The following is a 25,387-nucleotide window of genomic DNA, read 5'->3' as shown; positions in this document are numbered from 1 at the left end:
GGGCGGCACGCCGTCCGTCATTCCGCGGCCTCGGCCAGGCCGTCTTCGCTGTCTTCGATGCTCTTCAGCTCGACGTTCAGGCCCAGCGAGCGCATTTCCTTGACGAGAACGTTGAAGCTCTCCGGAATGCCTGCCTCGAAGGTGTCGTCGCCCTTGACGATCGCTTCGTAGACCTTGGTGCGGCCGACCACGTCGTCCGACTTCACCGTCAGCATCTCCTGCAGCGTGTAGGCGGCGCCATAGGCCTGGAGCGCCCACACCTCCATCTCGCCGAAGCGCTGGCCGCCGAACTGCGCCTTGCCGCCCAGCGGCTGCTGGGTGACGAGCGAGTAGGGGCCGATCGAACGCGCGTGGATCTTGTCGTCGACCAGGTGGTGCAGCTTCAGCATGTAGATGTAGCCCACGGTCACCTTGCGGTCGAACGCATCACCGGTGCGGCCGTCGAACAGCTCCACCTGGCCCGACGGATCGAGACCCGCCAGTTCCAGCATGTCGGCCACGTCGGACTCGCGGGCGCCGTCGAACACCGGGGTCGCCATCGGCACGCCGCCGGTCAGGTTGCCCGCCAGCTCGATGATCTGCTCGGGGTTCCGGGCCTCGATCTCGGCGACATAATGCTCGCCATAGACCGTCTTCAGCCGATCGATCACCACCTGCGGCGCGTTGCCGCCGGTGCCGTTCGGATTGGCCTCTCGCCACTGCTCCAGCGCACCGGAGATCTGGCGGCCCAGGCCGCGCGCGGCCCAGCCGAGATGCGTCTCGAAGATCTGCCCGACGTTCATGCGCGAAGGCACGCCCAGCGGGTTCAGCACGATGTCGACGGGGGTGCCGTCTTCCAGGAAGGGCATGTCTTCGGCCGGCAGGATCCGGCTGATGACGCCCTTGTTGCCGTGGCGGCCGGCCATCTTGTCGCCCGGCTGCAGCTTGCGCTTCACAGCGACGAAGACCTTGACCATCTTGAGCACGCCCGGGGGCAGTTCGTCACCGCGCTCCAGCTTCTCGCGACGGTCCTCGAACTTCTCGTTGATGAGCTTGACCGCCTCGTCATACTGGGCCTTCACGGCTTCCAGATCGGCCTGGCGCTTGTCGTCCTGGACCGCGAACTTCCACCATTCGTGGCGCTCGACTTCCTCCAGCAGCGACTCGTCGATCTCCGAGCCCTTCTTGACGCCCTTGGGCGCCGCGGTCGCGACCTGGCCGAGCAGCATCTCCCGCAGGCGGCCATAGCTCGCCCGGTTGAGGATGCCGCGCTCGTCGTCCGAGTCCTTCTTCAGGCGCTCGATCTCCTCGCGCTCGATCGCCATCGCGCGCTCGTCCTTGTCGATGCCGTGGCGGTTGAACACGCGCACCTCGACGATCGTGCCGGCGACGCCCGGGGGCAGGCGCAGCGACGTGTCACGCACGTCGGACGCCTTTTCGCCGAAGATCGCGCGGAGCAGCTTTTCTTCCGGCGTCATCGGGCTTTCACCCTTCGGCGTGATCTTGCCGACCAGGATGTCGCCCGGTTCGACCTCGGCGCCGATATAGACGATGCCCGCTTCGTCGAGGTTGCGCAGCGCTTCCTCGCCGACATTGGGGATGTCGCGCGTGATGTCTTCCGGCCCGAGCTTGGTGTCGCGGGCCATCACCTCGAACTCCTCGATATGGATCGAGGTGAAGACGTCGTCCTTCACGATCCGCTCGGAGATCAGGATGGAGTCTTCGTAGTTGTAGCCGTTCCAGGGCATGAACGCGACGAGCGCGTTGCGGCCCAGCGCCAGTTCGCCGAACTCGGTCGACGGACCGTCGGCGATGATGTCGCCTTCGTTGACGATGTCGCCTACCTTCACCAGCGGGCGCTGGTTGATGCAGGTGTTCTGGTTGGAGCGCTGGAACTTCATCAGCGTGTAGATGTCGACGCCCGACTTGCCGGCCTCGACGTCGCCGGTGGCGCGGATCACGATACGGGTCGCGTCGACCTGATCGACGATGCCGCCGCGCTTGGCGCCGATGGCGGCACCCGAGTCACGCGCGACCGTCTCTTCCATGCCGGTGCCGACGAACGGCGCCTCGGCGCGGACGAGCGGCACCGCCTGCCGCTGCATGTTCGATCCCATGAGCGCGCGGTTGGCGTCGTCGTTTTCCAGAAACGGAATGAGCGATGCGGCGACCGACACGAGCTGCTTGGGGCTGACGTCCATCAGCGTGATGTGATCGCGCGGCGCCATCAGGAACTCGCCGGCCTCGCGGGCGGAGATCAGATCCTCGACAAAGCCGTTCTCGGCATCGAGCTCGGCGTTCGCCTGCGCGATGGTGTGCTTCGCCTCTTCCATCGCCGAGAGATACACGACCTCGGTGGTGACCTTGCCGTCGATGACCTTGCGGTATGGCGTCTCGATGAAGCCGTACTTGTTGACCCGGCTGAAGCTCGCGAGCGAGTTGATCAGACCGATGTTCGGGCCTTCCGGCGTTTCGATCGGGCAGATGCGGCCATAATGCGTCGGATGGACGTCGCGCACCTCGAAGCCCGCGCGCTCGCGGGTAAGGCCGCCCGGCCCGAGCGCCGAAACGCGGCGCTTGTGCGTCACTTCGGACAGCGGGTTGGTCTGGTCCATGAACTGCGAGAGCTGCGACGAACCGAAGAATTCGCGCACCGCGGCGACCGCGGGCTTCGCGTTGATCAGGTCGTTGGGCATGACGGTCGAGACGTCGACCGAGCTCATGCGCTCCTTCACCGCGCGCTCCATGCGGAGCAGGCCGATGCGATACTGGTTCTCGAGCAGTTCGCCGACCGAACGGACGCGACGGTTGCCGAGATTGTCGATATCGTCGATCTCGCCCTTGCCGTCCTTCAGATCGACCAGCGTCTTGACGACGGCCAGGATATCCTCGGTGCGCAGCGTCGTCACCGTATCCTCGGCGTCGAGGTCGAGGCGCATGTTGAGCTTGACGCGGCCGACGGCCGACAGGTCGTAGCGCTCGGGATCGAAGAACAGGCCGGCGAACAGCGCTTCGGCGGTCTCGCGCGTCGGCGGTTCGCCGGGGCGCATGACGCGATAGATGTCGCTGAGCGCGTGGTCGCGATCCTCGGCCTTGTCGGCCTTCAGCGTGTTGCGGATCCAGGGGCCGGTGTTGACGTGATCGATGTCGAGCAGTTCGATGCGATCGACGCCCGCCTTGTCGAGCTTTTCGAGATTGTCCGGCGACACTTCGTCGCCGGCTTCGATATAGATCTCGCCGGTCGCCTCGTTGATCAGGTCGAACGCCGAATAGCGGCCGAAGATCTCCTCGGTCGGGATCAGGAGCTGCTCAAGCCCGTCCTTCTGCGCCTTGTTGGCGGCACGTGGGCTGATCTTCTGGCCGGCGGGGAAGATGACTTCGCCGGTCTTGGAATCGACGACGTCGAACGCCGGCTTCTGGCCGCGCCACTGTTCGGGCGTGAAGGGGATCACCCAGCCGCCTTCGCCGCGTACGAACGTCACCTTGTTGTAGAAATAGCCGAGGATGTCCTCGGAATTCAGGCCGAGCGCATAGAGCAGGGCGGTGACCGGCAGCTTGCGCTTGCGGTCGATACGGACGTTGACGATGTCCTTGGCGTCGAATTCGAAATCGAGCCACGAGCCGCGATAGGGGATGACGCGCGCGGCGAAGAGGTACTTGCCCGAGGCGTGGGTCTTGCCGCGGTCATGGTCGAACAGCACGCCCGGCGAACGGTGCATCTGGCTGACGATGACGCGCTCGGTGCCGTTGATGAAGAAGGTGCCGTTCTCGGTCATGAGCGGCATGTCGCCCATGTAGACGTCCTGCTCCTTGATATCGAGCACCGAGCGGGTTTCCGTGTCGGCGTCCACCTCGAACACGATCAGGCGCAGCGTGACGCGCATCGGCGCCGCATAGGTGATACCGCGCTGGCGGCATTCCTCGACGTCGAACTTGGGATCTTCCAGCTCGTAATTGACGAAATCGAGTTCGGCGGTGCCGGCGAAATCGCGGATCGGGAAAACCGAGCGCAGCGTCTTCTCGAGACCGGAGACATAGCCGATCTTGGGATCGGAGCGCAGGAACTGCTCGTAGGATTCGCGCTGAACCTCGATCAGGTTCGGCATCTGCACCACTTCGTGGATGTTGCCGAAAACCTTGCGGATGCGCTTCTTCGCGGTGCTCGGGAGGGGAGCTGCCTTGGTCGCCATGTCGGTTTTGCCCTATCGGTCGGTTGCGTCAGTCAGAATTCTTCGGCGCAAAAACGCCAAAAGCCGCAGTCTTTCCGTCCGGAAAAACAGCAGCTTCGGCGTCCTGGAACCCCAGCCGATCCATTCGTCCGATGCGCTGCGCGACGGCGCATCATTTCCCGAAAGGCTGTGGTGAAGAGGCGCGATATAGGGGGCGGGTGCGGCGATGTCAAACCGCCATCCATCCTCGGCCGGGCGTCGGGATGGAACGATCCATCGCAGTTTCTGCGACGAGCGGAGCCCGGACCTCCACGAAAATCGTTGTCGGCCTGTCATGAAGCAGCATTCGAACCCCCATCGCCCCGCGATTGCCATGCTGTTGGCGGCCGTCGCGCTCCCCGCAACCCCGTCGTTCGCGCAGGATATCCAGCCCTTGCCGGTGCCCGCGCAGACCGTACCCCCACCGGTGGTCACCACGGCGGCGCCCACGCCACAGGTCGCCCCGCCGCCCGTGGTCTCGGTCGTGCCCAGTCCGGCGCCCGTCGCCGAGGTCGAGCAACCGGCGGCAGCGCCACAGCGTCGCACGGCCGAGCGACCCGCGCCACGGCCGCGCGTGCGGGATGTGAAGCCCGCTGCGCCCGTGGCGGCGGCCACGGTCGCCGTGCCGGCTGCCGCCACGCCCGCGCTCACGCCTGTTCCGGCGCCGGTGGCGCCGGCTGCCGAGATCGCGCCGCAGCCGATCGATCCGGTCGCGACCGGCCCCGTAGCCGCCGATCCTGTCGCTCCGGCACCGGCCGAAACCGGCAATACGCCGTGGCTCTGGCTGGTTCTCGGGCTTGCGGTGATCGGCGCGATCGCCGGGTTGCTCGCCTGGCGCCGTCGCCGCGAAGCCGAATATGAGGGGGTGGAGGGGTATTTCGACGGGGAGTATGAGGAGCCTGTGCCCGCGCCGTTCGTCGAGCCCGTGCCCGACGCGATGACCGCGGCCGCGCCGGTCGTGCCGGCGGCGGCGCTCCATGTTCCCGCAGCCCCCCGGCCGGATCTGGTCGTCGCCGAAACGCATTCGGCCGATCCGATCGGCGAGATCGACAAGGTGTCCGTCGGCGAACCCGACAGCGCGGATATCGACGCGATGGTCGCGGCATCGGATGCGCCGGCGGGGCGGCCCTGGCTGGAACTGATGATGCGCCCGATGCGCGCCGGCACCAATCGCGACGACGCGGTGGTCGAATTCGAGCTGACCGTCAGCAATGCGGGCGATGTGCCTGCCCGCGACGTGCGCATTTCGACATGGATGTTCGCCGCCGGCTCGGCGCAGGAATCGGAGATGGAGCAACTCCTGATCGATCCGCCCGCCGGGGCGAAGCTGTCCGAGGTCACGCTTGCGCCGGGTGACGGCACTCGGATCGAGGCGGCGATCGCTCTGCCGACCGATCATGGCGTGGATGGCAGCGTGTTGCCGGTGCTGGTCGCCGATGCCCGTTACACCCTGCCGGGCGGCGGGGAAGGGCGCACATCGGCGTCCTTCGAGATCGGCTTGGCGCGCGGCGAGGTGATCGAGGGCTTCTCGACCGACCGGCCGACGGGCATGCACGAGGATATCGATGCGCGCCTCCATGCGGAGCCGCAGCACGCCTGACGATCGCCCGGCGGTTCCGGATAACGAGAAAGGGCGGCTCCATGCGGAGCCGCCCTTTCCGTGTCCGTTCCAGCCTGAAGCCCGATCGCGTGGATCAGGCGCCAGTCGCGCTGGAGGCGTACGTGCGAACTTACTTCAGTTCGACGGTCGCGCCGGCCTCTTCGAGCTGCTTCTTCAGCTTCTCGGCCTCGTCCTTGCTGATGCCTTCCTTGATCGCCTTCGGAGCCGACTCGACCAGCGCCTTGGCTTCGGTCAGGCCCAGGTTGGTGATCGCGCGGACTTCCTTGATGACGTTGATCTTCTTGCCACCGTCGCTGACGAGGACGACGTCGAACTCGGTCTTCTCTTCAGCGGCCGGAGCGGCGGGGCCACCCTGAGCCGGCGCAGCCGCAACCGCAGCAGCGGCCGAAACGCCCCACTTTTCTTCGAGGAGCTTCGAGAGCTCGGCCGCCTCGAGAACGGTGAGGGCCGAAAGATCGTCAACGAGCTTGTTCAGGTCTGCCATGTGTAGTCTCCATATGCGGGCATCGGCCCGCCATTCGGGTTTCAGTCAGGTGATCAGGCGGCTTCCTTTTCCGCATGCGCGGAAAGGACGCGGGCGATCTGAGCCGCCGGTGCCTGAGTGATGGTCGCGAGCTTGGTTGCGGGTGCAACGACGAGGCCCACGATCTTGGCGCGCAGTTCGTCAAGCGAGGGCAGCGCGGCGAGCGCCTTGATTCCCTCTGCATCGAGAAGCGTCTCGCCCATCGCGCCGCCCACGATTTCCAACTTGTCGTTGGTCTTCGCGAACTCCACGATCACCTTTGCAGGTGCCACCGGATCGGCGGAGGTGCCGAGCGCCGTCGGGCCCGTCAGCAGATCGCTGATGGGGGCGTAGGCGGTGCCCTCGATTGCGAGCTTGGCAAGCTTGTTCTTCGCGACCTTGTAGCTGGCGCCAGCGTCGCGCATCTTCGTCCTGAGCGCCGTGGACTGCGCCACGGTGAGGCCGAGATTGCGGGTGACAACCACCACGCTGGTCTCGGTGAAGGTGCGGTTCAGCGTTGCGACCAGCTCGGCTTTTTGAGCACGATCCATGCCATTCTCCACTATGCCTGCCGGAAATCCGGCAAGCGGCTAAACCCGCGGCAAGCCGCGGGCGATACAAGTCCGAGGGGAATGGTCACCTGCCTGTCGGCAGAAGCCCGGCGGGCGCACAAGGCGCGACGCGGGCGGAAAACTGTTCCCCGTCTAGGCTGGATATTAAGAAGGCCGGATCGCCTTCACCAACTGTCTCGGACGGCATGATCATCGGGCGAGCCCAATGATCAAGGCGCGGCGCATAGCAGATTCAGGGGCGGGGTCAAGGAGAAGCGGTCCGATCCCGCGAAGTCGGGCTGCTGCAGGGCTTCGATGGGCTCAGTTCAAACGGCGCGGGGATCAGGCGCCATGTTGATGGGGTGGCGTGACGAGAGGTCATCCCCACCAACAAAAAGGCCGGAGCTCGCGCCCCGGCCTCCCTGTTTCTGTCGGGATCGCCGGCTTACGCCGCGGCGACTTCGGCCGTGTCGACCTTGACGCCGGGGCCCATCGAGGAGCTCAGCGCGATCTTGCGGACATACTTGCCCTTCGCGCCCGACGGCTTGGACTTGATCACCGCGTCGACCAGCGCGTCGAAGTTCGCGCGCAGATCCTCGGCGGGGAAGCTCGCCTTGCCGATGCCCGAATGGATGATACCGGCCTTTTCGACGCGATACTCGACCTGACCGCCCTTGGCGGCCTTGACGGCTTCGCCGACATTGGGGGTCACGGTGCCGAGCTTCGGGTTGGGCATCAGGCCCTTGGGGCCCAGCACCTTGCCGAGGCGGCCGACCAGGCCCATCATGTCCGGGGTCGCGATGCAGCGATCGAACTCGATCTTGCCGCCCTGGACGATCTCGAGCAGGTCTTCCGCGCCGACGACGTCGGCGCCGGCGGCCTTGGCTTCCTCGGCCTTGTCGCCACGGGCGAACACGCCGACGCGAACGGTCTTGCCGGTGCCCTTGGGCAGGGTGACGACGCCGCGGACCATCTGGTCGGCGTGGCGGGGGTCGACGCCCAGGTTCAGCGCGAGTTCGATGGTCTCGTCGAACTTGGCCGTCGCGTTCGCCTTCACCAGCGCGATCGCTTCGTCGACGCCGTGCAGCTTGTCACGGTCGATGGTCTGGGCGAGCGTCTTCGCCTTCTTGCTCTGAAATGCCATTGGTTCAGCCCTCCACCACTTCGAGACCCATCGCGCGGGCGGAGCCTTCGATGATCTTGGTCGCGGCCTCGATGTCGTTGGCGTTCAGGTCCTTCATCTTCACTTCGGCGATCTCGGCCAGCTTTGAGCGCGCGATCTTTCCGGCGGAAACCTTGCCGGGCTCCTTCGAACCCGACTTGAGACCGGCGGCCTTCTTGATCAGGTAGGTCGCCGGCGGCGTCTTGGTTTCGAAGCTGAAGCTGCGATCCGCATAGACGGTGATGATCGTCGGGATCGGCATGCTCTTTTCGAGATCGCCGGTCGCCGCGTTGAACGCCTTGCAGAATTCCATGATGTTCACGCCGCGCTGACCCAGGGCAGGGCCGATCGGCGGGGAGGGATTGGCGGCGCCCGCGGGCACCTGGAGCTTGATATAGCCCGTTATCTTCTTAGCCATTGTCCATTCTCACTCTGTAGTCGGGCCCGGCGCGACGGCCTTGCCCAGTTTCAAGCTTAGCGGTTTGACGGGACGCCGAAGCGACCCTCCCGCAGGCATTCGGGGGCATGCCCCCAAATTCTTACTTGGCGCGCTCGACCTGCTCGAAATCGAGCTCGACGGGGGTGGCGCGGCCGAAGATCGAGACCGAAACCTTGACGCGGTTCTTCTCGAAATCCAGTTCCTCGACGATGCCGTTGAAGCTGGCGAAGGGGCCATCGAGCACCTTGACGCTGTCGCCGATCTCGTAATCCACCTTGATCTGGTGCTTGGGCGCCGCGGCGGCTTCCTCCTTGGTGTTGAGGATGCGCGCGGCTTCCGCCTCGCTGATCGGCTGCGGCTTGCCCGACGAGCCGAGGAAGCCCGTCACCTTCGGCGTGTTCTTCACCAGGTGATAGACATCGTCGTTCATCGACAGCTTCGCCAGCACATAGCCGGGGAAGAACTTGCGTTCGGACTGGATCTTCTTGCCGCGGCGAACCTCGGTCACGGTCTCGGTCGGCACCTCGACGGATTCGACGAGCGCTTCGAGCCCCATGCGCGTCGCTTCGGCCATGATCGAGTCACGGACCTTGTTCTCGAAGCCCGAATAGGCGTGGATGATGTACCAGCGCGACATGCGTTTCCCTATTAGCTCCGGCTCAGCCGATCAGGCCGAGCAATGCGCGGACGATGGCGCTGAACGCCGAATCGATCCCGAAGAAGAAGAGCGCGAGGATCGTCGTCATGATGAGCACCATGACCGCGGTCATCACGGTTTCCTTGCCGGTCGGCCAGACGACCTTCGCCGTCTCTGCCCGCACCTGCCGGATGAATTCGCCGGGATTGACCTTCGCCACTGTTCGAGCCTTCGAAAAATTCATCAATACCAACGACAAATGGTCACCAGACGACTTCCGTGTCTTTCGACCGGAGCGCCCCGTGACCTCTCTGTCGCATCCCGGGTCATTATACCGCGCCGCCAACCGTGGCAAGCGTGGCAGGGGCAGAGGGACTCGAACCCACGACCCTCGGTTTTGGAGACCGATGCTCTACCAGCTGAGCTATACCCCTAGGACCGGGAAGACGGGCGACATAGCGAGGGACAGGGGCGGACGCAAGGGCTGGAAGCACCTGTCTTGCCAAGTCTCCATGAGCGCACCTCATCGAGACTTGGCATCAGCCCGCGCGGCGCTTGAGCGAAACGATCGAGCGTGCGTCAGCATCTTCGAGATCGCGCATATGTAGATCAGGCGGCGGCGCGGCGCTGCTGGGCGCGCACCATCAGCTTGCGGGCTTCCTCCGCCACCATCGGCTTGCCGAACAGATAGCCCTGCACCTTGGTGCAGCCGAGTTCGCGGATCATCTCGAACTCTTCCTCGGTTTCGGCGCCCTCGGCGGTGGTGGTCATGCCCAGGCTGTCCGCCATGGCGACGACCGCGCGGATGATCGCCAGGCTCTCCGCGCTCTTCTTGGCGGCGCCCTGGACGAAGCTGCGATCGATCTTGATCGTCGAGAACTGCGTCTTGCGGAGATAGCCGAGCGAGGAATAGCCGGTGCCGAAATCGTCGAGCGCCAGCCGGACGCCCAGGCCGAGTATCTGATCGAGAATCGCGATCGCCCCGGTCCCTTCGCGCAGGAACACGCTTTCGGTTACTTCCAGCTCCAGCCGGTGCGGCGGCAGGCCGCTGTGCGACAGGGCGGAGATCACGGCGGTCACGAAATTGGGATCGCTGAGCTGTTCGGCCGAGACGTTGACCGCGACGCGCACGGTGGACGGCCAATTGACCGCTTCCTCGCACGCGGTGCGCAACACCCATTCGCCGATGGGGGCGATCAGGCGCGCATCCTCGGCCACGGTGATGAACTTGTAGGGCGGGATCACGCCCATTTCGGGATGCGTCCAGCGCAGCAGCGTCTCGAATCCCTCGATCGCCGAATCATCGGCGGAAACGACGGGCTGATAGACGAGGTGGAATTCGCCCTTTTCGAGCGCGCTGCGCAGCGCGATCTCGAGCGTGCGGCGTTCCTCGGCATTGGCATGGAGCTGCGGTTCGTAGCAATTATGCTTGCCGCCGCCGGCATCCTTGGACCGGTAGAGCGCGAGATCGGCGCTGCGGATCAGCATTTCCGCGGTGCGCCCGTCGCGCGGGCCGATCGCGCTGCCGACGCTCGCGCCGATATAGAGCGTGTGCTGGTCCACTTCATAGGGCCGTGTCAGCGCCTCGATGACGGCATGGGCAAGCGCGTCGACCCGGCTCTGGTCGCGTACGTCGAGCAACACCACCGCGAACTCGTCGCCGCCCAGGCGGCCGCACAGTTCGTTCTCGGTCATCAATTGCCGCAGCCGTTCGGCGACGCGGCTCAGCAACCGGTCGCCGATCGGATGGCCGAGCGTATCGTTGACCGCCTTGAAGCGATCCAGATCGATCATCATGAAACCGCACTGGCTGCGCCATTGTTCGGCATGCTGCATCGCGCGCGCCAGCGTCTCGTTGATCATCATGCGGTTGGGCAGGCCGGTCAGCGTGTCGTAGCGCGCCAGGCGGTTGATCTTGTCGGCCGAATCGCGCTGCGCGGTGACGTCCGAGCCGACGCCCCGGAACCCCAGGAACGCGCCGCGATCGTCGAAACGCGGCGAGGCGGACAATTCCCACCAGCGCGTGGCGCCCGCGATCTTCACGGGCAGGATGAGGTCGGCGAAGCTTTCGCGCCGCTTCAGCTTCTCCGCCAGTTCGCGCAGGCCCGAGGCGAAATTGCCCGCTTCCCAGCTTTCGCCGGCCAAGATGCGCAGCAGCTGCTTGCCCTCCAGCTCGGCAAGCTCGACGCCCAATGCCGATGCGAAGCGTGGAGAGACATGGGTGAGGCAGCGCGCGGCATCGGTCTGCCACAGCCAGTCCGCGCCGGTATCCTCGAACTCGCGCAGCAACAGGCTGACGACTTCCTTCTTTTCGGTGAGCGCCTGGTCCGACACCATCGAATCGATGAAGCGCTTGCCGCTCAGAAACGCCATTCCGGCCAGCATCATCGTGAACACGATGTTCGCGCTGGCGAGCATCGTCAGGCCCAGATTGAACGCCATCGCGCTGAGCGCGGCGCCGAGCACGGCGATGAACAGCATCGTTCCCAGCGGCGCCACCGTCAGCACCAGCGCCGCAGCCGCGGCCAGGCTGCTGAGCACCGACCATATGACGAGAATCTCGTTGATCCCGCCCTTCACGAAAAACAGCGGCGGCACGGCCCAAAGCACGCCGGACGCGAACAGGGCGATCGTTTCGCGATGCAGTTCGGTGCGGGTCGCGCTTCGCATTTCCCAGTCGCGCACGCGCCATTTGCGCGAGGCGATGTGCAGGCCGAGCGCGACGATGGCGAAGCCCCAGCCGTAGAGGATCAACGGTTGGACCACCGTGGCATGCGCCACGCAGATCAGCGTCGCGCCGCCGAGCACGGCAAGGAAGCGGACCAGCGCACATTTGTAGAGCGCGTTGAGCTGGGCGGCGCGAATCGCGCCCCAGTCCAGGCCCTTGTCCTCGGTCAGGCCTAGCGCTGCCGCCCAGCCGATGCGCGGCGCCGTCTCATCGATCTGCGTATTCTGGTCCACCTGGAACGGTTAACCGGCAACTGGTTAGCGATCGGTTGAGAAATGCCAAAAAAACGCCTGCCGTCCCCTTTTTGCGCGGTCGGCGCTCAGGCAGCGATGTCGAGCGGCTGGATCTCGCCGGAAAGATAGAGGTTGCGCGCCTTTGCGCGGCTGAGCTTGCCCGAGCTGGTGCGGGGCAAGGTGCGGGGCGGCACGAGTTCGACGACGCAGTTCATGCCCGTGATCGAGCGGACCTTGTCGCGGATCTCGTCGCGCAGGCGCGCGCGCTCGGCATTGTCGGAGGTGCGGCACTGGACGAGCACCGCCGGGGTTTCCTCGCCGCCCGGCGTGGTGATCGCGAAGGCGGCGATGTCGCCGGACTTGAACCCGGGAAGCTGCTCCACGGCCCATTCGATGTCCTGCGGCCAGTGGTTCTTGCCGTTGATGATGATCATGTCCTTCGCCCGGCCGACGATATAGACATAGCCGTTCGACATATAGCCCATGTCGCCTGTATCGAGCCAACCGTCCTTCAGGCAGGCATCGGTGGCTTCCTGATCGCGGAAATAGCCGACCATCACCGACGATCCACGGCACCACACCTTCCCGATCGCGCGATCGGGAAGCGGTGTGCCGTCTTCCTCGCGGATCTGCACCTCCATGTCGCGGCACGGCTTCCCGCAATTGACGACGGCGCGGTAGCGCTGCGGGCGATCGCTGTTGCCCATGGCGCCCGAAAGCTCGGTCTCCTCGACCAGCTCGACGACGATGCCTTCGCCCGGCGGCATGATCGAGACCGCGAGCGTCGCTTCGGCGAGGCCATAGCTCGGCACGAAGGCGGATGCCTTGAAGCCGGCGCTCGCGAATGCGTCGACGAAGCTCTGCATCACGTCCGGGCGGATCATGTCGGCGCCATTGCCGGCGATCCGCCAGCGCGACAGATCGAACCGGTCTGTATTGGTCTGGCTGGAGATGCGGCGCGCGCAGATGTCATAGCCGAAGGTCGGCGAATAGCTCATCGACGTGCCGGGATTGCGGCTGATCAGGTCGAGCCAGGCGAGCGGGCGGCGCGCGAAATCCTCGGTCTTCAGATAATCGGTCGAAACCTGGTTGGCGATGGGCGACAGGAAGCAGCCCACCAGCCCCATGTCGTGATACCAGGGCAGCCACGAGATGCAGCGATCGCTGTCCTGCAGTTCCATGCCGTGCGAATGCGCGGCCAGATTGTCGAGCAGGGCGCGATGCGTGATCGCGACGCCATGCGGGAAGCGCGTCGATCCGCTGGAATATTGGAGATAGGCGATATCGCCCTCGCTCGCCTGCGGGAGCGTGACGGGTTCGGCCGCGGCGGCGCCGAAGCTCTCCCAGTCCACGCCCTCGACCTCGCATGCGGTGGCGGCGTCGCCGGCCATGCCCGCCAGTTCCGCGGGATAGAGCAGCATCTTCGCATCGGCGCTGCGGAGCTGGACGCTGAGCTGGTCGACATAGGAGTCGCGGCCGCCGAACGATGTCGGCAGCGGCAGCGGCACCGGCCATGCGCCGGCATAGATGGTGCCGAAGAACAGCGCCGCGAATTCGGCGCCGGTTTCGGCGACCAGGGCGATGCGATCTTCCGGTTTCACGCCGTGCGCGATCAGGCGATAGGCGCAGTCGAGCGCATCGCGTCGCAGTTCGGAAAAGCGATAGGGACGCACCAGCGCACCGCGGGCGTCGTGGAAATTGAGTCCGCGTACGCCCTGGGCGGCATAGTCGAGCGCTTCGCCCAGAGTTTCGAAATCGGAATAGCGGCGCGCGAGATTGTCCTCGATCGGCGTCGGCTCAAGCATATTCATTCCTGCGACCTTAACAGCGGAAATCTTGGGTTCTGCGAGCTCCAGCATCTTCCTTGCTCTCATTCTTCCCGGCATCGCGCGCATTGCTCGCGCCGTCCGCACAGGATTTCCCCACCATGAACCTGCTTTCTTAGCGCAGTGGACGCGTTCAAAATCCGGCTCGACTGTGGCATAAACATGGCGGTGACCAAAGAGAAGCGCAGAGCCCCAAAGCCGCTTGATGCTGAAATGCTGCGACAGCTCGGGCTCAATCATGTCGCGCGATACGCCACGACCCGCGGGAAACTGCGATCCTATCTGACGCGCAAGCTCCGTGAGCGGGGCTGGCAGGGCGATGATGCCCCGCCGGTCGAGGCGATCGTCGAGCGGATGGCGGCGCTCGGCTATGTCGACGATCGCGCCTTTGCCGAGACCCGCGCCGCCGGGCTGGCGCGCAGGGGCTATGGGCCGCGCCGCATCGCGGATGCGCTGAGAATGGCGGGCATCGACGAGGCGGACGGGCAGGCCGCTGGCGAAGCGGCCGGCGCGGCGGCGTGGGATGCGGCGCTCGCCTTCGCACGGCGGCGGCGGATCGGCCCCTTCGCCGCCGATTCGCCGGAGCCCGGCCCTGCGCGCGACAAGGCGCTGGCCGCATTGATGAGGGCCGGGCACACGTTTGAAATCGCAAGGATTCTCGTCGATTCAGAGCCTGGCGAAGTCCCCGAAGCCCCGAATTGAAACAATTGTGCTTCCCCGGTTTCGGAAACGAACGGAATTGTGTTACGCCATGGGTTGGAGACTCATTCTTGGGGGAGATGGGCTCGCGTGCAAGAGTCCGGAGCTATGCACAGTAACGCGCAAGGCGCGGACCCGCCGATCGAGGAGATCGGGGGGAGCATTGTCGCAACCGAAGTGCTGGAAAAACATGACGGCACGATGAAATGGTTCGATTCGACGCGGGGCTTCGGCTTCATGGTGTCGGATGACGGCGCGGGCGACGTGCTGATCCACTTTTCGGTATTGCGGGATCACGGGCGGCGCAGCCTGCCCGAAGGCACGCGGGTGAGCTGCCTGGCGGTGCGCCGCAATCGCGGCCTGCAGGCGCGCGAGATCCTGTCCTTCGATCTGGATACGGCGATCGTTCCCGATCCCGAACGCATGACGCCGGAGCGGCGTGACCGCGTCGATCCGGCCGACATGATCGATCAGGCGGGGCCGTTCGAGCCGGTTCAGGTCAAATGGTTCAACCGCGTGAAGGGTTATGGCTTCCTGCTGCGCGCGGACGGAGAGACCGATATCTTCGTCCATATGGAAACGCTGCGCCGCGCCGGCCTGGCGGAAGTCGAACCGGGCCAGCCGCTCCGTGCGCGTTGCGTCAGCGGCAACAAGGGGCTGCTGGCCGTTCTGGTCGAGCCGATCGAATAGTCATGCGGCCGCTAATGCTGATGGTGGCCCTCGCGGCCGCAGTTGCCCTGTACGGCTGCCAGGGAAAAGGCGGCGCGGGAACGGAAGAGCCGACGGGATCGGGGAGCGAGACCGCGGTGGAGCGCGTTCCGCTCTCGATTCACGCGGCAACGGGCGTTCACAAGTTTCGCGTCGAAATGGCGCGCACCGAAGTGGAGCAGCAGCGCGGGCTGATGTATCGCACCTCGCTGCCGGCCGATGGCGGGATGCTGTTTCCGTCCGCGCAGCCCGAGCCGCGCTCTTTCTGGATGAAGAACACGGTGATGTCGCTCGACATGATTTTCATCCGCCAGGATGGCAGTATCGCGCGGATCGCGGAAGAGACGGTGCCGGAATCGCTCGATCAGGTCGAATCGGGCGAACCGGTGATCGCCGTGCTCGAAATCGCCGGCGGGCGCGCCGCCGCGCTCGGCATTGCGGAGGGCGATCAGGTGAGCTGGCCGGACGGGCCGGCGGCGAAATAGTCGCGCGCGACGCAAAACGGTTTTCTCCGGCCGCGCCATCGGGTAACGGGAACGCGCAATGGGCATCTTCAAGAACATCTTCACCTGGTGGGAAGGCGCGACCTTCGGCACCGCGATGGGCACCATCTTCGGCGGCGAGCGCGTCGGCGAGGATGCGCTGGGCAATATCTATTACGAGGCGAAAAAGGCTGAAAATGGCCGTAAACGCCGCTGGGTGATCTACAAGGGCGCGAACGATGCGAGCCGCGTGCCGCCCGAATGGCATGGCTGGCTGCACGGCACGCTCGATGCCGTCCCATCCGAAGCGCTGCCGAGCCCGCGGCCCTGGCAGCGCGAGGCGACTCCGAATCTGACCGGAACCGGAAGCGCCTATCGCCCGGCCGGCGCGCTCGAGGCCGGCGGCCGTCGCGCGCAGGCCACCGGGGATTATGAGGCATGGGCGCCCGACGCATGAATCGTCGGCTCGTCGCCGGTCTGGGCGTCGCCGGGTTGATCCTGGCCGGCTGGGGCGCGGCGATGGCATTGCAGAATCAGGCGGAGCCCGCCGCCACCGGCAGCGAAGCGTCGAATGCCGCAAGTTCGGCCGATGCGCCCGCAGCACCAGCGCGGGCGAACACCGCGCCGGCGGCCCCGCCGCCTTCGCGTGGAACGACGCCCATGGCCGAGCGCGAGGCGGTGATCGGCCTGCTCAACAAGCGCAATGGCCTGTCGCGCGATCTGCGCATGAAGCCCGGTCAGGCATTGCGGGTTGGTGATGTGATCGTGCGGCTGCGCGCCTGCGAACAGACCGCGCCCTGGGAGCCCGAGCAATTGACGGGCGCCTTCGTCCAGCTCGACGTGCGCGGCGCCGACGATAAATGGCGTCGTGCCTTTTCAGGCTGGCTCTACAAGGAATCGCCGTCGCTCAACATGGTCGAGCATCCGGTCTACGATGTCTGGGCCAAGGCCTGCACGATGCGCTTCCCCGATATCGGCACGGAAACCGAAACCGTTTCGGCCGGGGAATCGGGCGCGGCCGGCCGGTCGAGCGCGCGGAAATCGGGTGGTGGAGCCGCCGAGGAGCCGGCGGAAAGCGCACCGTCGAGCAACGCCACATAATCCTCGCGCGGGATTTCGATCGCCCCCAATGATGCGAGGTGGTCGGTGATGAACTGGCAATCGAGCAAGGTGTAGCCGCCGACCCGCAGGCGCGCGACGAGATGGGCGAGCGCGACCTTGGACGCGTCGCGCATGCGGCTGAACATGCTCTCCCCGAAAAAGGCGCGGCCCAGCGTGATGCCGTAAAGCCCGCCGACCAGAACGCCGTCATGCCAGGTCTCGACCGAATGGGCATGGCCGCGCATGTGGAGTTCGTGGCAGGCGCGTTCGATCTGCGCGTTGATCCAGGTGCCGGGGCGATCCGCCGTCTCCTCCGCGCAGGCGGCGATCACTTGATCGAAGGCGGTGTTGACGGTCACCTGGAAACGATCGGATTTCAGCGTCTTGGCCAGCGAGCGCGACAGGTGGAAGCCATCGAGCGGCAGCACGCCGCGCTTCTTGGGCTCCACCCAGAAGACCCGATCGGCGGCGCGATCGTCCGCCATGGGAAACACGCCGCACCCATAGGCGCGCAGCAGCATGGTGGTATCGAGCGGTTGCACGATGGAAATATGGCGTCGCCTTTCGCTGCAATCAACGGCGAGCTTCGGGCGCGCGATCAATTCGTCCTGGTCAGCCGGCGCTCTATGCCTTTCCACAATGTCGCGAAGGCCTGGGCCGCGGGCGAAGAGGGGGCGAAGGCGCCGATGGCCGAGCGATGGATCGCCATCTGCTCGACCGCGCTGGCCATCGGAATCACCGGCCAGTCGGCATGTCCTTCCATCGCGGCGCGATGCAGCGCGCGGCGGCGATCGACCATCGAGAAGACGGGCAGGATCGGCGCGTGCCGCCCGCTCTGTCGATCGAGGAAGGACAGGATCTCGTCGAGCGCGCGTTCCGAGAGCGGCGAGGGGATGACGGGGGACAGGATGATATCAGCCGCGCGCATCACCTGCTCACTGGTTTCGGTGAGGCCAGGCGGGCAATCCAGGATGACGCGATCATAGTGTTTCGCCAGCGATTCGAGCAGCTTGGCCAGTCGCTTCTTCTTGTCGAGCGTGAAGAAAAGCCGGTCGAGCCCGCGCAGCGACGTATCGGCCGCCAGCAGGTCCAGCCGCTCGATGGTGGAGGGGCGGATCAGCTTTTCGGGTTCGACATCCTTGGCGAAGACGGCCTGGGCGCGATCCTTCATCGCCTTGCCGTCGCCGATCAGATAGCTGGCGCCCCCTTGCGGATCGAGATCCCAGAGCAGGGTGCGCCGAGAGGACTGGATCGCGGAAGACCAGGCGAGATTGACCGCAAGCGTGGTCTTACCGACGCCACCCTTCAGGCTGTACACCGCGATCGTCGCCATTTCCCGCTCTGTTCCCATTGGTCCTCCATCGCTCTAGACGGAAGAAATGTGACAGCTTCGTTGCGGTTGGCAATGCCGCGCGTGGTGTTCAGAGGATTTCGTTGACCGTTTCGATCGGGCGGCAGACGCGGACGCCTTTTTCGGTCTCGACGATCGGGCGTTCGATCAGGATCGGATCGGAAACCATCGCGTCGAGCACCGCCGCTTCGCTGACATGCGCAAGATCGAGATCGCGCGCCAGCGGCTCCTTGCCGCGCAGCCCCTGATGCGGCGTGATGCCGGCCCGCTTGTAGAGCGCGGCGAGCGTCTCGCGGCTCGGTGGGGTCTTCAGATACTCGATCACCTCGATCTCGACGCCGGCGGTGTTCTGGAGAATCTCCAGCGTCTTGCGCGACGTGCTGCAACGCGGATTATGCCAGATGGTCGCTTTCATCAGCTTCTCTCTCGTCATGCCGGCAAGGGCCGGCATCTTTCACAGGATATGGCGCGATCTGACCGGCAGACCCCGGCTTTCGCCGGAATGACGATCAAGGGGCGCCAGTGGTTCCATCCTGGTTCGCCAGCCATTCCTCCAGCCATTTGATCGTATAATCGCCCGACTGGAACTCGGGATCTTCGATCAGCGCCTGGTGAAGCGGAATCGTCGTCTTCATCCCGTCGACGACGAATTCCTCCAGCGCGCGGCGCAGGCGGCGGATCGCGCCGGCACGCGTGGTGCCGTAAACGATCAGCTTGGCGATCATGCTGTCATAATAGGGTGGTACCCGATAGCCGGCATACAGGCCGCTATCGACGCGCACGTTCATGCCACCAGGGGCATGATAGTTCTTCACCAGCCCGGGCGAAGGCGCGAAGGTCCTGGGATCCTCCGCATTGATGCGGCATTCGATCGCATGGCCGCGGAAGATCACGTCTTCCTGGCGCAGTGTCAGCGGATGACCCTCGGCGATGCGGATCTGCTCGCGGACGAGATCCAGGCCGGTGATCGCCTCGGTCACCGGATGCTCCACCTGCAGGCGGGTGTTCATCTCGATGAAGTAGAATTCGCCGTCCTCGTAGAGGAACTCGATCGTGCCGGCGCCGCGATAGCCCATGTCCGCCATCGCCTTGGCGACGAGCCTGCCCATATGTTCGCGCACTTCGGTGCTGATGACGGGGGAGGGGGCTTCCTCCAGCACTTTCTGGTGGCGGCGCTGCAGCGAGCAATCGCGCTCGCCCAGATGGATCGCATTACCGTTGCCGTCGCCGAAGATCTGGAACTCGATATGGCGCGGGTTGCCGAGATATTTCTCCATATAGACGGTCGCATCGCCGAATGCCGCCTTCGCCTCGCTGCCGGCCTGTGCCATCAGCGTTTCGAGCTGCGATTCGTCGGGCACCACCTTCATGCCGCGCCCGCCGCCACCCGATGCGGCCTTGATGAGCACGGGATAGCCGATCTCGGCGGCGATCGCCTTGGCTTCGGCCACGCTTTCGAGCGGACCGGGCGAACCCGGCACCAGCGGCAGCCCCAGCGCGCCGGCGGTGCGCTTGGCCTCCACCTTGTCGCCCATCACCCGGATATGTTCGGGCTTCGGGCCGACGAAGATCATGTTGTGGAGTTCGACGATCTCCGCGAAACGCGCATTTTCCGACAGAAAGCCATAGCCGGGATGGATCGCGTCGGCGTGCGTGATCTCCGCCGCCGAAATGATGTTCGGGATATTCAGATAGCTTTCGCCGGCGGGCGGCGGGCCGATGCAGACCGCCTCGTCCGCCAGACGGACATGCATCGCGTCGGCATCCGCCGTCGAATGCACAGCGACCGTCTTGATCCCCATTTCATGCGCCGCGCGATGGATGCGCAGTGCGATCTCGCCGCGATTGGCGATCAGGAGTTTCTGAATGGCCATGGGATGGCCTACTCGACGACGATCAGGGGCTGGTCGAACTCGACCGGCTGGCCATTGCCCACCAGGATCGCCTTCACCGTGCCGGCGGCCGGCGCGGTGATCGGGTTCATCACCTTCATCGCTTCGACGATGAGCAGCGTATCGCCCGCCTTCACCGTCGCGCCGACCGCGACGAACTGGGCCGCGCCCGGTTCGGGCGACAGATAGGCGGTGCCCACCATCGGCGACTTGATCGCATTGGCATGGTCGGCGGCGGCCGGTGCCGCATCCGCCGCGGCGGCCGGCGCCGCGCTCGGCACGCCGGCTGCGACAGCCGCCACCGGGGCAGCGCTGACGGTCACGGTGCGCGCGACGCGGATCCGGCGATCGCCGTCCTGGACTTCAATCTCGGTGAGCTTCGTTTCATCGAGCAATTCGGCGAGCTGGCGAACCAGCCCCGCGTCAACCTGCATCGAGCCCCCGTTGGTGCTATCGGTCATGCGACCCTCTTTTTATCCAACATAAGCGCCGCTCCTTGTCAGAAGCGCGCGATGGCGTCCAGCGCCAGGGTGTAGGAAAGCGCGCCAAATCCGGCGATTGTTCCCCTGGCGGCCGAGGCGATGAAGCTTTTGTGGCGGAATTCCTCGCGTTTGTGCGGATTCGACAAATGCACTTCGATCACCGGTACGGTGATCGCCTTGATCGCGTCGTGGAGCGCCACCGACGTGTGGGTGAAGGCGGCGGCGTTCAGGATCACGCCCTTGGCACCTTCGGCATTCGCTTCGTGCAGCCAGTCGATCAGATGGCCTTCGTGATTGGACTGGCGCAGCTCGATCTCCAGACCAAGCCCGCGCGCCTGGTCCTCGAGCGCCGCCGCGATGTCGTCGAGCGTGTCGGATCCATAGATTTCGGGCTCGCGCAGGCCGAGCAGGTTGAGATTGGGTCCGTTGAGGACATAGACGGTGGACGTTTCGGCCATGAGCGCCTTTCGGGTCAGAAGTCGTAGACGACGCTGGCGCGCGTGACGGTGTCGGTGCCGACCGAACCGGGCAGCGGCTGGCTTTCATAACGCAGCGAATAGGAGAAGCGCGCGGACAGCTTCGACATCAGCTTGGCGTCGAGCGCGGTGGTGGACTGAATGCTGGTCGCGCCGCTTTCGGTATAGATCGACGCATCCTGCTTGGCGCGCAGCCCTTCGCGCAGGCGCCAGTCGATTCCGATCGCGCCGCGCCCCGAAAAATTGGCTTCGTCGGTGCCGTCGGTGAAGCCGGTATGGCGGAATGCCGGGCCGCCCTCGATGCGCAGGTTGAAGGTTTCGCTCTTGGCGAGCTGGATGCCCACGCCCGAGCCGACCGACCAGCGCTGGTCGAAGCCGGCAAGATGATCGCTTTCGAACTGGGCGAGGCCGAAAGCATAGGCGCGCTCGCTCAGCTTCAGGTCGCCCTTGTACCCGAGCTGATAGAATTCGCGGGTGACCTTGTGGTTCGCTTCCTGATAATCGGCGCGGCCGGTCAGGCTGTGCTTCAGGCGCCCCATGTCGCGCGTCAGCTTGATGCCGGCGGTGATCCCGAACGAATCGGAATTGCCGGTCGTCAGGAAACCGCCAAGCTCGCCTTCGCCGTCCCAGATCGCCTCGGGCGGCGCTGCCGCCATGGCGAGCGAAGGAAGCTGCGATGCCGCCAGGCCGAGCGTCGCCGCTTGCGGCGCGGGCCTGAGCAGGCGGGAATCGGACCAGGCGATCAACTCGATCTCGGCGGTGTCCTGCGGATTGGTCTGGCGCGCGAGCCGGATGACGGCGGCCAGGGTTTCGGCATTGCCGTCGTCGCGTGCCGCCTCGATCATGGCGCGGACGCCATCGGGCAATCCGGCCTGGGCGGGCGTCGCCAGGATCAGGCCGCAGAGCAGCGCGGCAGATATATATGGCTTGTGCTTGTCAGGCATCGGTACGGCTTCCTATATGCGCGACCTTCCCGACGCGCAAATCCAGGCGACACTTCCATGAGCATAGACGGCACCATTTCTATCCGCGTCAATGGCGAGCATCGCCGCGTCGCGGGTGGGTTGACGCTGGCCGGCCTCGCCGCCGAACTCGGCCTCAATCCCGAAAAAGTCGCGGTGGAGCGCAATCTGGAAGTGGTGCCGCGCTCGACGCTCGGCACCGTGCCGGTCGAGGATGGCGACGAACTCGAGATCGTCCATTTCGTCGGCGGCGGCGATCATGCCGCATCGACCGACGACAGCTGGACGGTCGCGGGCAAGACCTTCCGGTCGCGCCTGATCGTCGGCACCGGAAAATACAAGGATTTCGAACAGAACGCGGCGGCGGTCGCGGCATCGGGCGCGGAGATCGTCACCGTCGCGGTGCGCCGCGTCAATGTCGCCGATCCCAGTGCGCCGATGCTGACCGACTATATCGATCCGAAGAAGATCACCTATCTGCCCAACACCGCCGGCTGCTTCACCGGCGAGGATGCGATCCGCACGCTCCGCCTGGCGCGCGAGGCGGGTGGCTGGGATCTGGTGAAGCTGGAGGTGCTGGGCGAGGCGCGGACGCTCTATCCGGACATGGTCGAGACGCTGCGCGCGACCGAGGTGCTGGCCAATGAGGGCTTCAAGCCGATGGTCTATTGCGTCGACGATCCGATCGCCGCGAAGCGGCTGGAGGATGCGGGCGCGGTCGCGGTCATGCCGCTGGGCGCGCCGATCGGATCGGGCCTGGGTATCCAGAACCGCGTGACGATCCGGCTGATCGTGGAAGGGGCCAAGGTGCCGGTGCTGGTCGATGCCGGCGTCGGCAGCGCGTCCGACGCCGCGATCGCGATGGAGCTGGGTTGCGATGGCGTGCTGATGAATACCGCGATCGCCGAAGCCAAGGATCCGGTGATGATGGCGGGTGCGATGAAGGCGGCGGTCGAGGCGGGCCGGCTCTCCTATCGCGCCGGGCGCATGGCGGTTCGGCGCTATGCCGATCCGTCGAGCCCGCTTGCCGGACTGATCTGAAGCGCGGAGCCGCGTGGCCCGTCTGCCGAGCTCGGGATGCAGAGGTGTCGCTGGCCTTCGAACGCTCAAGCGCGCCGCATCGCGATATTGCTAGGCGGCCGCTGTTGAGACGCGCCGTGCGTCCGGCGCACGGCCGTGGATGCGTGCGCGGTTCCGGCCCGTTGTCTTGGCGTCGTACAGCGCGGCATCGGCCGCCTTGTAGAGCGTCGTCCAGTCCTCGGCGGCGACCAGCTTCGCTTCGGCCACGCCGATCGACGCGGTGATGCGCAGTCCGCCCGCGCAGTCGAGCGTGCGCAGTGCCGTCAGGAAATCGGCGGCGAAATCGGACGGGCGGCCGGTGGCAGCCATCAGCACCGCGAATTCCTCGCCGCCCAGCCGGCCGACGCGTGCGCCGGCGGGGGCGAGCGCCGCCAGCAGCAGCGCGAAATCCTTGAGCACGATATCGCCGGTGAGATGGCCGTGGCGGTCGTTGACGCTCTTGAAATGATCGATGTCGAGCAGGATCAGCCGGTGGGGCTTGCTGTCGCTCGCCTCGATCGCGCCATCCAGAAAGGCGCGCCGGTTGAGCAGACCGGTCAGCGGATCGGTGTCGGCCAGCCGCTTCAGGTCGCTGCGTTCGGCATTGGCTGCGTCGCGCTCGCGCTGGATCTGGCGGATGCGATAGGCGATGCCCAATGTGCTGATCAGCGATTCGAAGCACATCGAATAGAAAGTGCTGTTGCCCAGCGAGATGCTGGTCGGAATCAGGTCATAGCCGTTGAGCAGCCTGAGCAGCGCTGCGCCGAACGGAACCGCCCAGGCCGCCGCGAACACCCAGGCGACGGCACTGCGGCGACGCCAGGCAAGCAGGCAGAGACAGGGCATTGTCGGTATCGCGATCGCGAAAACGCCGTAATAGAGCCGGTCGAGCAGCGCGATATGGCTGGCCGGGCCAAGCGCGAACAGGGCGCCAGCGCCGATCAGCGTCACGGCGACCGCACCGGCGGCGCGGCGCGCGATCGCAGGCAGCGCCCATTCTTCGAAAAAGCTTGTGGCGAACCACAGCACCGAACCGCCCAGGCACGCCAGCAGGAAGAAATTGATCCTGACGGCATCACTGCCCGTCAATGCGGGATCGATGAGGAAAACACCCCCCGACCAGGTGACGCCATAGGCGAGGATCGCGGCCACCGAGACGCAGTAGAGCAGCAGGAAACGGAAGCGAAGCACCGTCCAGAGCATCAGGTTATAGGCGAGCATCGCCAGCGCGACGCCCGCGAAGAGGCCCCACATCAGCAGGTCGACTTTGCCGTCGCGCGCGATCTCGCTCTGCCGCGCCAGCGAAAAATAATCGGATTGATCACGGTTGATCCGGCCGCCATCGACGCGGATCGCGATGTCCGTGATCGGCGCCGCGCGGGCGGGCAGGGGAAGGCCGACCATCGCGTTGATGGTGATATATCGGCCGACATCGCCATCGGCCACTGCCGCCGAAACGGTCTCGCCATCGGCGTAGCGGGCGATGATGGTCACCCGGTCGGCGAAGAAATTCTGCCAGCGCAGCGTCCATGGGTCGTCGGGCGTCGCCGCGAGCGACAGGCCCGAAACGATGCGCCAGTGCGCGGAGGCGACGCGCACCGTGCCATAAGGGCCGCAGCGGGGATGGTTCGATGTGGCGAAGATCCGATCGGCGGAGGTGGCGCCGGGCAGCACGCACACCGGGCGGTTCGCGATCGCGTCCCGGTCTGCCGCATGCGCGATTTGCGGGGCGAGCAACAGGCTCGCCAGCGCAATCATCGCGCGCAGCAGGATCCCGGATATCCGCATCGGCAATGGCCCCCCACAGCCCTCCATCGCACTCGATTAGCGTGAAAACCCTTCGTGGCGGTTAATCGGGCGCGACTCTGCCGATCGATGCGACGCTTCGTCGCAATCTCGGGAACATCCGCATGGCCCTCGTGGTTGACGGCTCGGAGTATCGAGGCTGCATCTCGCAGCCGCCCGAACCGAAGGAGCTCGACATGGGTGAACTGGTCGACAAGATCAAAGGCAATGCCAATGAAGCCGCCGGCAAGGTGAAGCAGGCGATCGGCCGCGAAAAAGGCGACGAGCGCCTGGTCGAGGAAGGCGCGCGTCAGGAAGGCAAGGGCAAGGGCCAGCAATTCATCGGCAAGGTGAAGGGCGCCCTTGGCGACGACATATAGGATCGAATGATATTCAGGTGATGCTGGCCCGCGAACGACCGTCCGGCTCGGAATGCCCTGAATAACAATCAATCCTGTCAAAAACCCGAAAAGGGTCGCGGGAGGCTCCGCTCCATCATGGGGC

At 65.5% G+C, this 25,387-nt stretch carries 24 protein-coding genes, 1 tRNA gene and 1 pseudogene; 8 read left to right on the top strand and 18 right to left on the bottom strand.

Going from position 1 to position 25,387, the window contains the following annotated elements; all coding sequences use genetic code 11:
• Positions 1-17 precede the first annotated feature (17 nt).
• A complete protein-coding gene (gene rpoB, locus K7G82_RS26390; protein ID WP_222992949.1) occupies positions 18-4,169 on the bottom strand; it encodes a DNA-directed RNA polymerase subunit beta in 4,152 nt (1,383 codons plus the stop codon).
• Between the two features lie 352 nt (positions 4,170-4,521).
• Between rpoB and K7G82_RS26385 the strand changes: the two genes are divergently transcribed.
• On the top strand, positions 4,522-5,787 hold the full coding sequence (locus tag K7G82_RS26385; RefSeq protein WP_222992948.1) for an LPXTG cell wall anchor domain-containing protein: 1,266 nt from the start codon (positions 4,522-4,524) through the stop codon (positions 5,785-5,787).
• Between the two features lie 130 nt (positions 5,788-5,917).
• Here the strand turns inward: K7G82_RS26385 and rplL are convergent, their stop codons facing one another.
• From rplL to K7G82_RS26340, 9 genes are all read right to left on the bottom strand, one after another.
• Positions 5,918-6,292 (bottom strand): 50S ribosomal protein L7/L12, encoded by a 375-nt coding sequence (gene rplL / locus K7G82_RS26380; RefSeq protein WP_222992947.1) that lies wholly within the window; start codon positions 6,290-6,292, stop codon positions 5,918-5,920.
• A gap of 53 nt (positions 6,293-6,345) precedes the next feature.
• Positions 6,346-6,861 (bottom strand): 50S ribosomal protein L10, encoded by a 516-nt coding sequence (rplJ, locus tag K7G82_RS26375; protein WP_222992946.1) that lies wholly within the window; start codon positions 6,859-6,861, stop codon positions 6,346-6,348.
• A gap of 445 nt (positions 6,862-7,306) precedes the next feature.
• A complete protein-coding gene (gene rplA, locus K7G82_RS26370; RefSeq protein ID WP_222992945.1) occupies positions 7,307-8,005 on the bottom strand; it encodes a 50S ribosomal protein L1 in 699 nt (232 codons plus the stop codon).
• Between the two features lie 4 nt (positions 8,006-8,009).
• Positions 8,010-8,441 carry a 50S ribosomal protein L11 gene (gene rplK, locus K7G82_RS26365; RefSeq protein WP_222992944.1) on the bottom strand — a complete coding sequence of 144 codons (432 nt, stop codon included), beginning with the start codon at positions 8,439-8,441 and terminating at the stop codon, positions 8,010-8,012.
• 121 nt (positions 8,442-8,562) lie between these two features.
• Positions 8,563-9,099, bottom strand: coding sequence for a transcription termination/antitermination protein NusG (nusG, locus tag K7G82_RS26360; RefSeq protein ID WP_222992943.1), 537 nt, complete (start codon positions 9,097-9,099; stop codon positions 8,563-8,565).
• Positions 9,100-9,121: 22 nt separating this feature from the next.
• Positions 9,122-9,319 carry a preprotein translocase subunit SecE gene (secE, locus tag K7G82_RS26355; RefSeq protein ID WP_222992942.1) on the bottom strand — a complete coding sequence of 66 codons (198 nt, stop codon included), beginning with the start codon at positions 9,317-9,319 and terminating at the stop codon, positions 9,122-9,124.
• A 138-nt stretch (positions 9,320-9,457) separates the two neighbouring features.
• Positions 9,458-9,533 (bottom strand) — tRNA-Trp (locus K7G82_RS26350).
• Between the two features lie 175 nt (positions 9,534-9,708).
• The gene (locus K7G82_RS26345) at positions 9,709-12,060 is read right to left on the bottom strand and encodes a putative bifunctional diguanylate cyclase/phosphodiesterase (RefSeq protein WP_343228654.1); all 2,352 of its coding nucleotides are present in this window, start codon (positions 12,058-12,060) and stop codon (positions 9,709-9,711) included.
• 86 nt (positions 12,061-12,146) lie between these two features.
• The gene (locus K7G82_RS26340) at positions 12,147-13,871 is read right to left on the bottom strand and encodes a fatty acyl-AMP ligase (RefSeq protein WP_222992941.1); all 1,725 of its coding nucleotides are present in this window, start codon (positions 13,869-13,871) and stop codon (positions 12,147-12,149) included.
• A 228-nt stretch (positions 13,872-14,099) separates the two neighbouring features.
• Between K7G82_RS26340 and K7G82_RS26335 the strand changes: the two genes are divergently transcribed.
• The 5 genes and pseudogenes from K7G82_RS26335 to K7G82_RS30250 all read left to right on the top strand — a co-directional run.
• Positions 14,100-14,588: a regulatory protein RecX gene (locus K7G82_RS26335; RefSeq protein WP_246623888.1), complete on the top strand. Its 489-nt coding sequence runs from the start codon at positions 14,100-14,102 to the stop codon at positions 14,586-14,588.
• Between the two features lie 198 nt (positions 14,589-14,786).
• Positions 14,787-15,275: a cold-shock protein gene (locus K7G82_RS26330; protein ID WP_343228657.1), complete on the top strand. Its 489-nt coding sequence runs from the start codon at positions 14,787-14,789 to the stop codon at positions 15,273-15,275.
• 2 nt (positions 15,276-15,277) lie between these two features.
• On the top strand, positions 15,278-15,778 hold the full coding sequence (locus K7G82_RS26325) for a DUF192 domain-containing protein (protein WP_425517312.1): 501 nt from the start codon (positions 15,278-15,280) through the stop codon (positions 15,776-15,778).
• Positions 15,779-15,836: 58 nt separating this feature from the next.
• Complete coding sequence (locus tag K7G82_RS26320; protein WP_222992938.1) at positions 15,837-16,232, top strand: NADH:ubiquinone oxidoreductase subunit NDUFA12; 396 nt, start codon at positions 15,837-15,839, stop codon at positions 16,230-16,232.
• A pseudogene (locus K7G82_RS30250) lies at positions 16,214-16,669 on the top strand (DUF2155 domain-containing protein); the annotation flags it as partial. The gene K7G82_RS26320 and the pseudogene K7G82_RS30250, both read left to right, overlap by 19 nt.
• Before the next feature lie 35 nt (positions 16,670-16,704).
• Here K7G82_RS30250 and aat read toward each other — a convergent pair.
• The 7 genes from aat to K7G82_RS26280 form a co-directional block, all read right to left on the bottom strand.
• The gene (gene aat / locus K7G82_RS26310; protein ID WP_222992937.1) at positions 16,705-17,418 is read right to left on the bottom strand and encodes a leucyl/phenylalanyl-tRNA--protein transferase; all 714 of its coding nucleotides are present in this window, start codon (positions 17,416-17,418) and stop codon (positions 16,705-16,707) included.
• Positions 17,419-17,474: 56 nt separating this feature from the next.
• The gene (locus tag K7G82_RS26305; RefSeq protein ID WP_246623886.1) at positions 17,475-18,227 is read right to left on the bottom strand and encodes a ParA family protein; all 753 of its coding nucleotides are present in this window, start codon (positions 18,225-18,227) and stop codon (positions 17,475-17,477) included.
• A gap of 70 nt (positions 18,228-18,297) precedes the next feature.
• Entirely contained in the window at positions 18,298-18,642 is a 345-nt protein-coding gene (gene arsC, locus K7G82_RS26300; protein WP_222992936.1) for an arsenate reductase (glutaredoxin), read from the bottom strand.
• A gap of 94 nt (positions 18,643-18,736) precedes the next feature.
• Positions 18,737-20,101, bottom strand: a complete 1,365-nt coding sequence (accC, locus tag K7G82_RS26295; RefSeq protein ID WP_222992935.1) for an acetyl-CoA carboxylase biotin carboxylase subunit — start codon at positions 20,099-20,101, stop codon at positions 18,737-18,739.
• An 8-nt stretch (positions 20,102-20,109) separates the two neighbouring features.
• Positions 20,110-20,580, bottom strand: a complete 471-nt coding sequence (accB, locus tag K7G82_RS26290) for an acetyl-CoA carboxylase biotin carboxyl carrier protein (protein WP_222992934.1) — start codon at positions 20,578-20,580, stop codon at positions 20,110-20,112.
• A 38-nt stretch (positions 20,581-20,618) separates the two neighbouring features.
• Positions 20,619-21,059 (bottom strand): type II 3-dehydroquinate dehydratase, encoded by a 441-nt coding sequence (gene aroQ / locus K7G82_RS26285; protein WP_222992933.1) that lies wholly within the window; start codon positions 21,057-21,059, stop codon positions 20,619-20,621.
• A gap of 14 nt (positions 21,060-21,073) precedes the next feature.
• A complete protein-coding gene (locus tag K7G82_RS26280; RefSeq protein WP_222992932.1) occupies positions 21,074-22,021 on the bottom strand; it encodes a DUF481 domain-containing protein in 948 nt (315 codons plus the stop codon).
• A gap of 57 nt (positions 22,022-22,078) precedes the next feature.
• Here K7G82_RS26280 and thiS point away from each other — a divergent pair, with 57 nt between their 5' ends.
• On the top strand, positions 22,079-23,080 hold the full coding sequence (gene thiS, locus K7G82_RS26275; RefSeq protein WP_222992931.1) for a sulfur carrier protein ThiS: 1,002 nt from the start codon (positions 22,079-22,081) through the stop codon (positions 23,078-23,080).
• Between the two features lie 90 nt (positions 23,081-23,170).
• Here thiS and K7G82_RS26270 read toward each other — a convergent pair whose 3' ends face one another.
• The gene (locus K7G82_RS26270) at positions 23,171-24,886 is read right to left on the bottom strand and encodes a GGDEF domain-containing protein (protein WP_222992930.1); all 1,716 of its coding nucleotides are present in this window, start codon (positions 24,884-24,886) and stop codon (positions 23,171-23,173) included.
• 194 nt (positions 24,887-25,080) lie between these two features.
• Between K7G82_RS26270 and K7G82_RS26265 the strand changes: the two genes are divergently transcribed.
• The gene (locus tag K7G82_RS26265) at positions 25,081-25,263 is read left to right on the top strand and encodes a CsbD family protein (RefSeq protein ID WP_222993061.1); all 183 of its coding nucleotides are present in this window, start codon (positions 25,081-25,083) and stop codon (positions 25,261-25,263) included.
• Positions 25,264-25,387 lie beyond the last annotated feature (124 nt).

Origin of the sequence: Sphingomonas colocasiae, assembly GCF_019880585.1 — a bacterium.
In the GTDB taxonomy this organism is placed as follows: Bacteria; Pseudomonadota; Alphaproteobacteria; order Sphingomonadales; family Sphingomonadaceae; genus Sphingobium_A; species Sphingobium_A colocasiae.
The sequence above is the reverse complement of the archived record's forward strand: the minus strand, read 5'-3'. Positions and strand labels throughout refer to the sequence as shown.

Excerpts from the sequence above, each read along its gene's own strand:
- rpoB (WP_222992949.1), bottom strand. The coding sequence starts at position 4,169 with ATGGCGACCAAGGCAGCTCCCCTCCCGAGCACCGCGAAGAAGCGCATC.
- K7G82_RS26385 (WP_222992948.1), top strand. The coding sequence starts at position 4,522 with ATGCTGTTGGCGGCCGTCGCGCTCCCCGCAACCCCGTCGTTCGCGCAG.
- rplL (WP_222992947.1), bottom strand. The coding sequence starts at position 6,292 with ATGGCAGACCTGAACAAGCTCGTTGACGATCTTTCGGCCCTCACCGTT.
- rplJ (WP_222992946.1), bottom strand. The coding sequence starts at position 6,861 with ATGGATCGTGCTCAAAAAGCCGAGCTGGTCGCAACGCTGAACCGCACC.
- rplA (WP_222992945.1), bottom strand. The coding sequence starts at position 8,005 with ATGGCATTTCAGAGCAAGAAGGCGAAGACGCTCGCCCAGACCATCGAC.
- rplK (WP_222992944.1), bottom strand. The coding sequence starts at position 8,441 with ATGGCTAAGAAGATAACGGGCTATATCAAGCTCCAGGTGCCCGCGGGC.
- nusG (WP_222992943.1), bottom strand. The coding sequence starts at position 9,099 with ATGTCGCGCTGGTACATCATCCACGCCTATTCGGGCTTCGAGAACAAG.
- K7G82_RS26340 (WP_222992941.1), bottom strand. The coding sequence starts at position 13,871 with ATGAATATGCTTGAGCCGACGCCGATCGAGGACAATCTCGCGCGCCGC.
- K7G82_RS26335 (WP_246623888.1), top strand. The coding sequence starts at position 14,100 with ATGCTGCGACAGCTCGGGCTCAATCATGTCGCGCGATACGCCACGACC.
- K7G82_RS26330 (WP_343228657.1), top strand. The coding sequence starts at position 14,787 with ATGAAATGGTTCGATTCGACGCGGGGCTTCGGCTTCATGGTGTCGGAT.
- K7G82_RS26325 (WP_425517312.1), top strand. The coding sequence starts at position 15,278 with ATGCGGCCGCTAATGCTGATGGTGGCCCTCGCGGCCGCAGTTGCCCTG.
- K7G82_RS26320 (WP_222992938.1), top strand. The coding sequence starts at position 15,837 with ATGGGCATCTTCAAGAACATCTTCACCTGGTGGGAAGGCGCGACCTTC.
- K7G82_RS26305 (WP_246623886.1), bottom strand. The coding sequence starts at position 18,227 with ATGGGAACAGAGCGGGAAATGGCGACGATCGCGGTGTACAGCCTGAAG.
- arsC (WP_222992936.1), bottom strand. The coding sequence starts at position 18,642 with ATGAAAGCGACCATCTGGCATAATCCGCGTTGCAGCACGTCGCGCAAG.
- accC (WP_222992935.1), bottom strand. The coding sequence starts at position 20,101 with ATGGCCATTCAGAAACTCCTGATCGCCAATCGCGGCGAGATCGCACTG.
- accB (WP_222992934.1), bottom strand. The coding sequence starts at position 20,580 with ATGACCGATAGCACCAACGGGGGCTCGATGCAGGTTGACGCGGGGCTG.
- aroQ (WP_222992933.1), bottom strand. The coding sequence starts at position 21,059 with ATGGCCGAAACGTCCACCGTCTATGTCCTCAACGGACCCAATCTCAAC.
- K7G82_RS26280 (WP_222992932.1), bottom strand. The coding sequence starts at position 22,021 with ATGCCTGACAAGCACAAGCCATATATATCTGCCGCGCTGCTCTGCGGC.
- thiS (WP_222992931.1), top strand. The coding sequence starts at position 22,079 with ATGAGCATAGACGGCACCATTTCTATCCGCGTCAATGGCGAGCATCGC.
- K7G82_RS26270 (WP_222992930.1), bottom strand. The coding sequence starts at position 24,886 with ATGCGGATATCCGGGATCCTGCTGCGCGCGATGATTGCGCTGGCGAGC.
- K7G82_RS26265 (WP_222993061.1), top strand. The coding sequence starts at position 25,081 with ATGGGTGAACTGGTCGACAAGATCAAAGGCAATGCCAATGAAGCCGCC.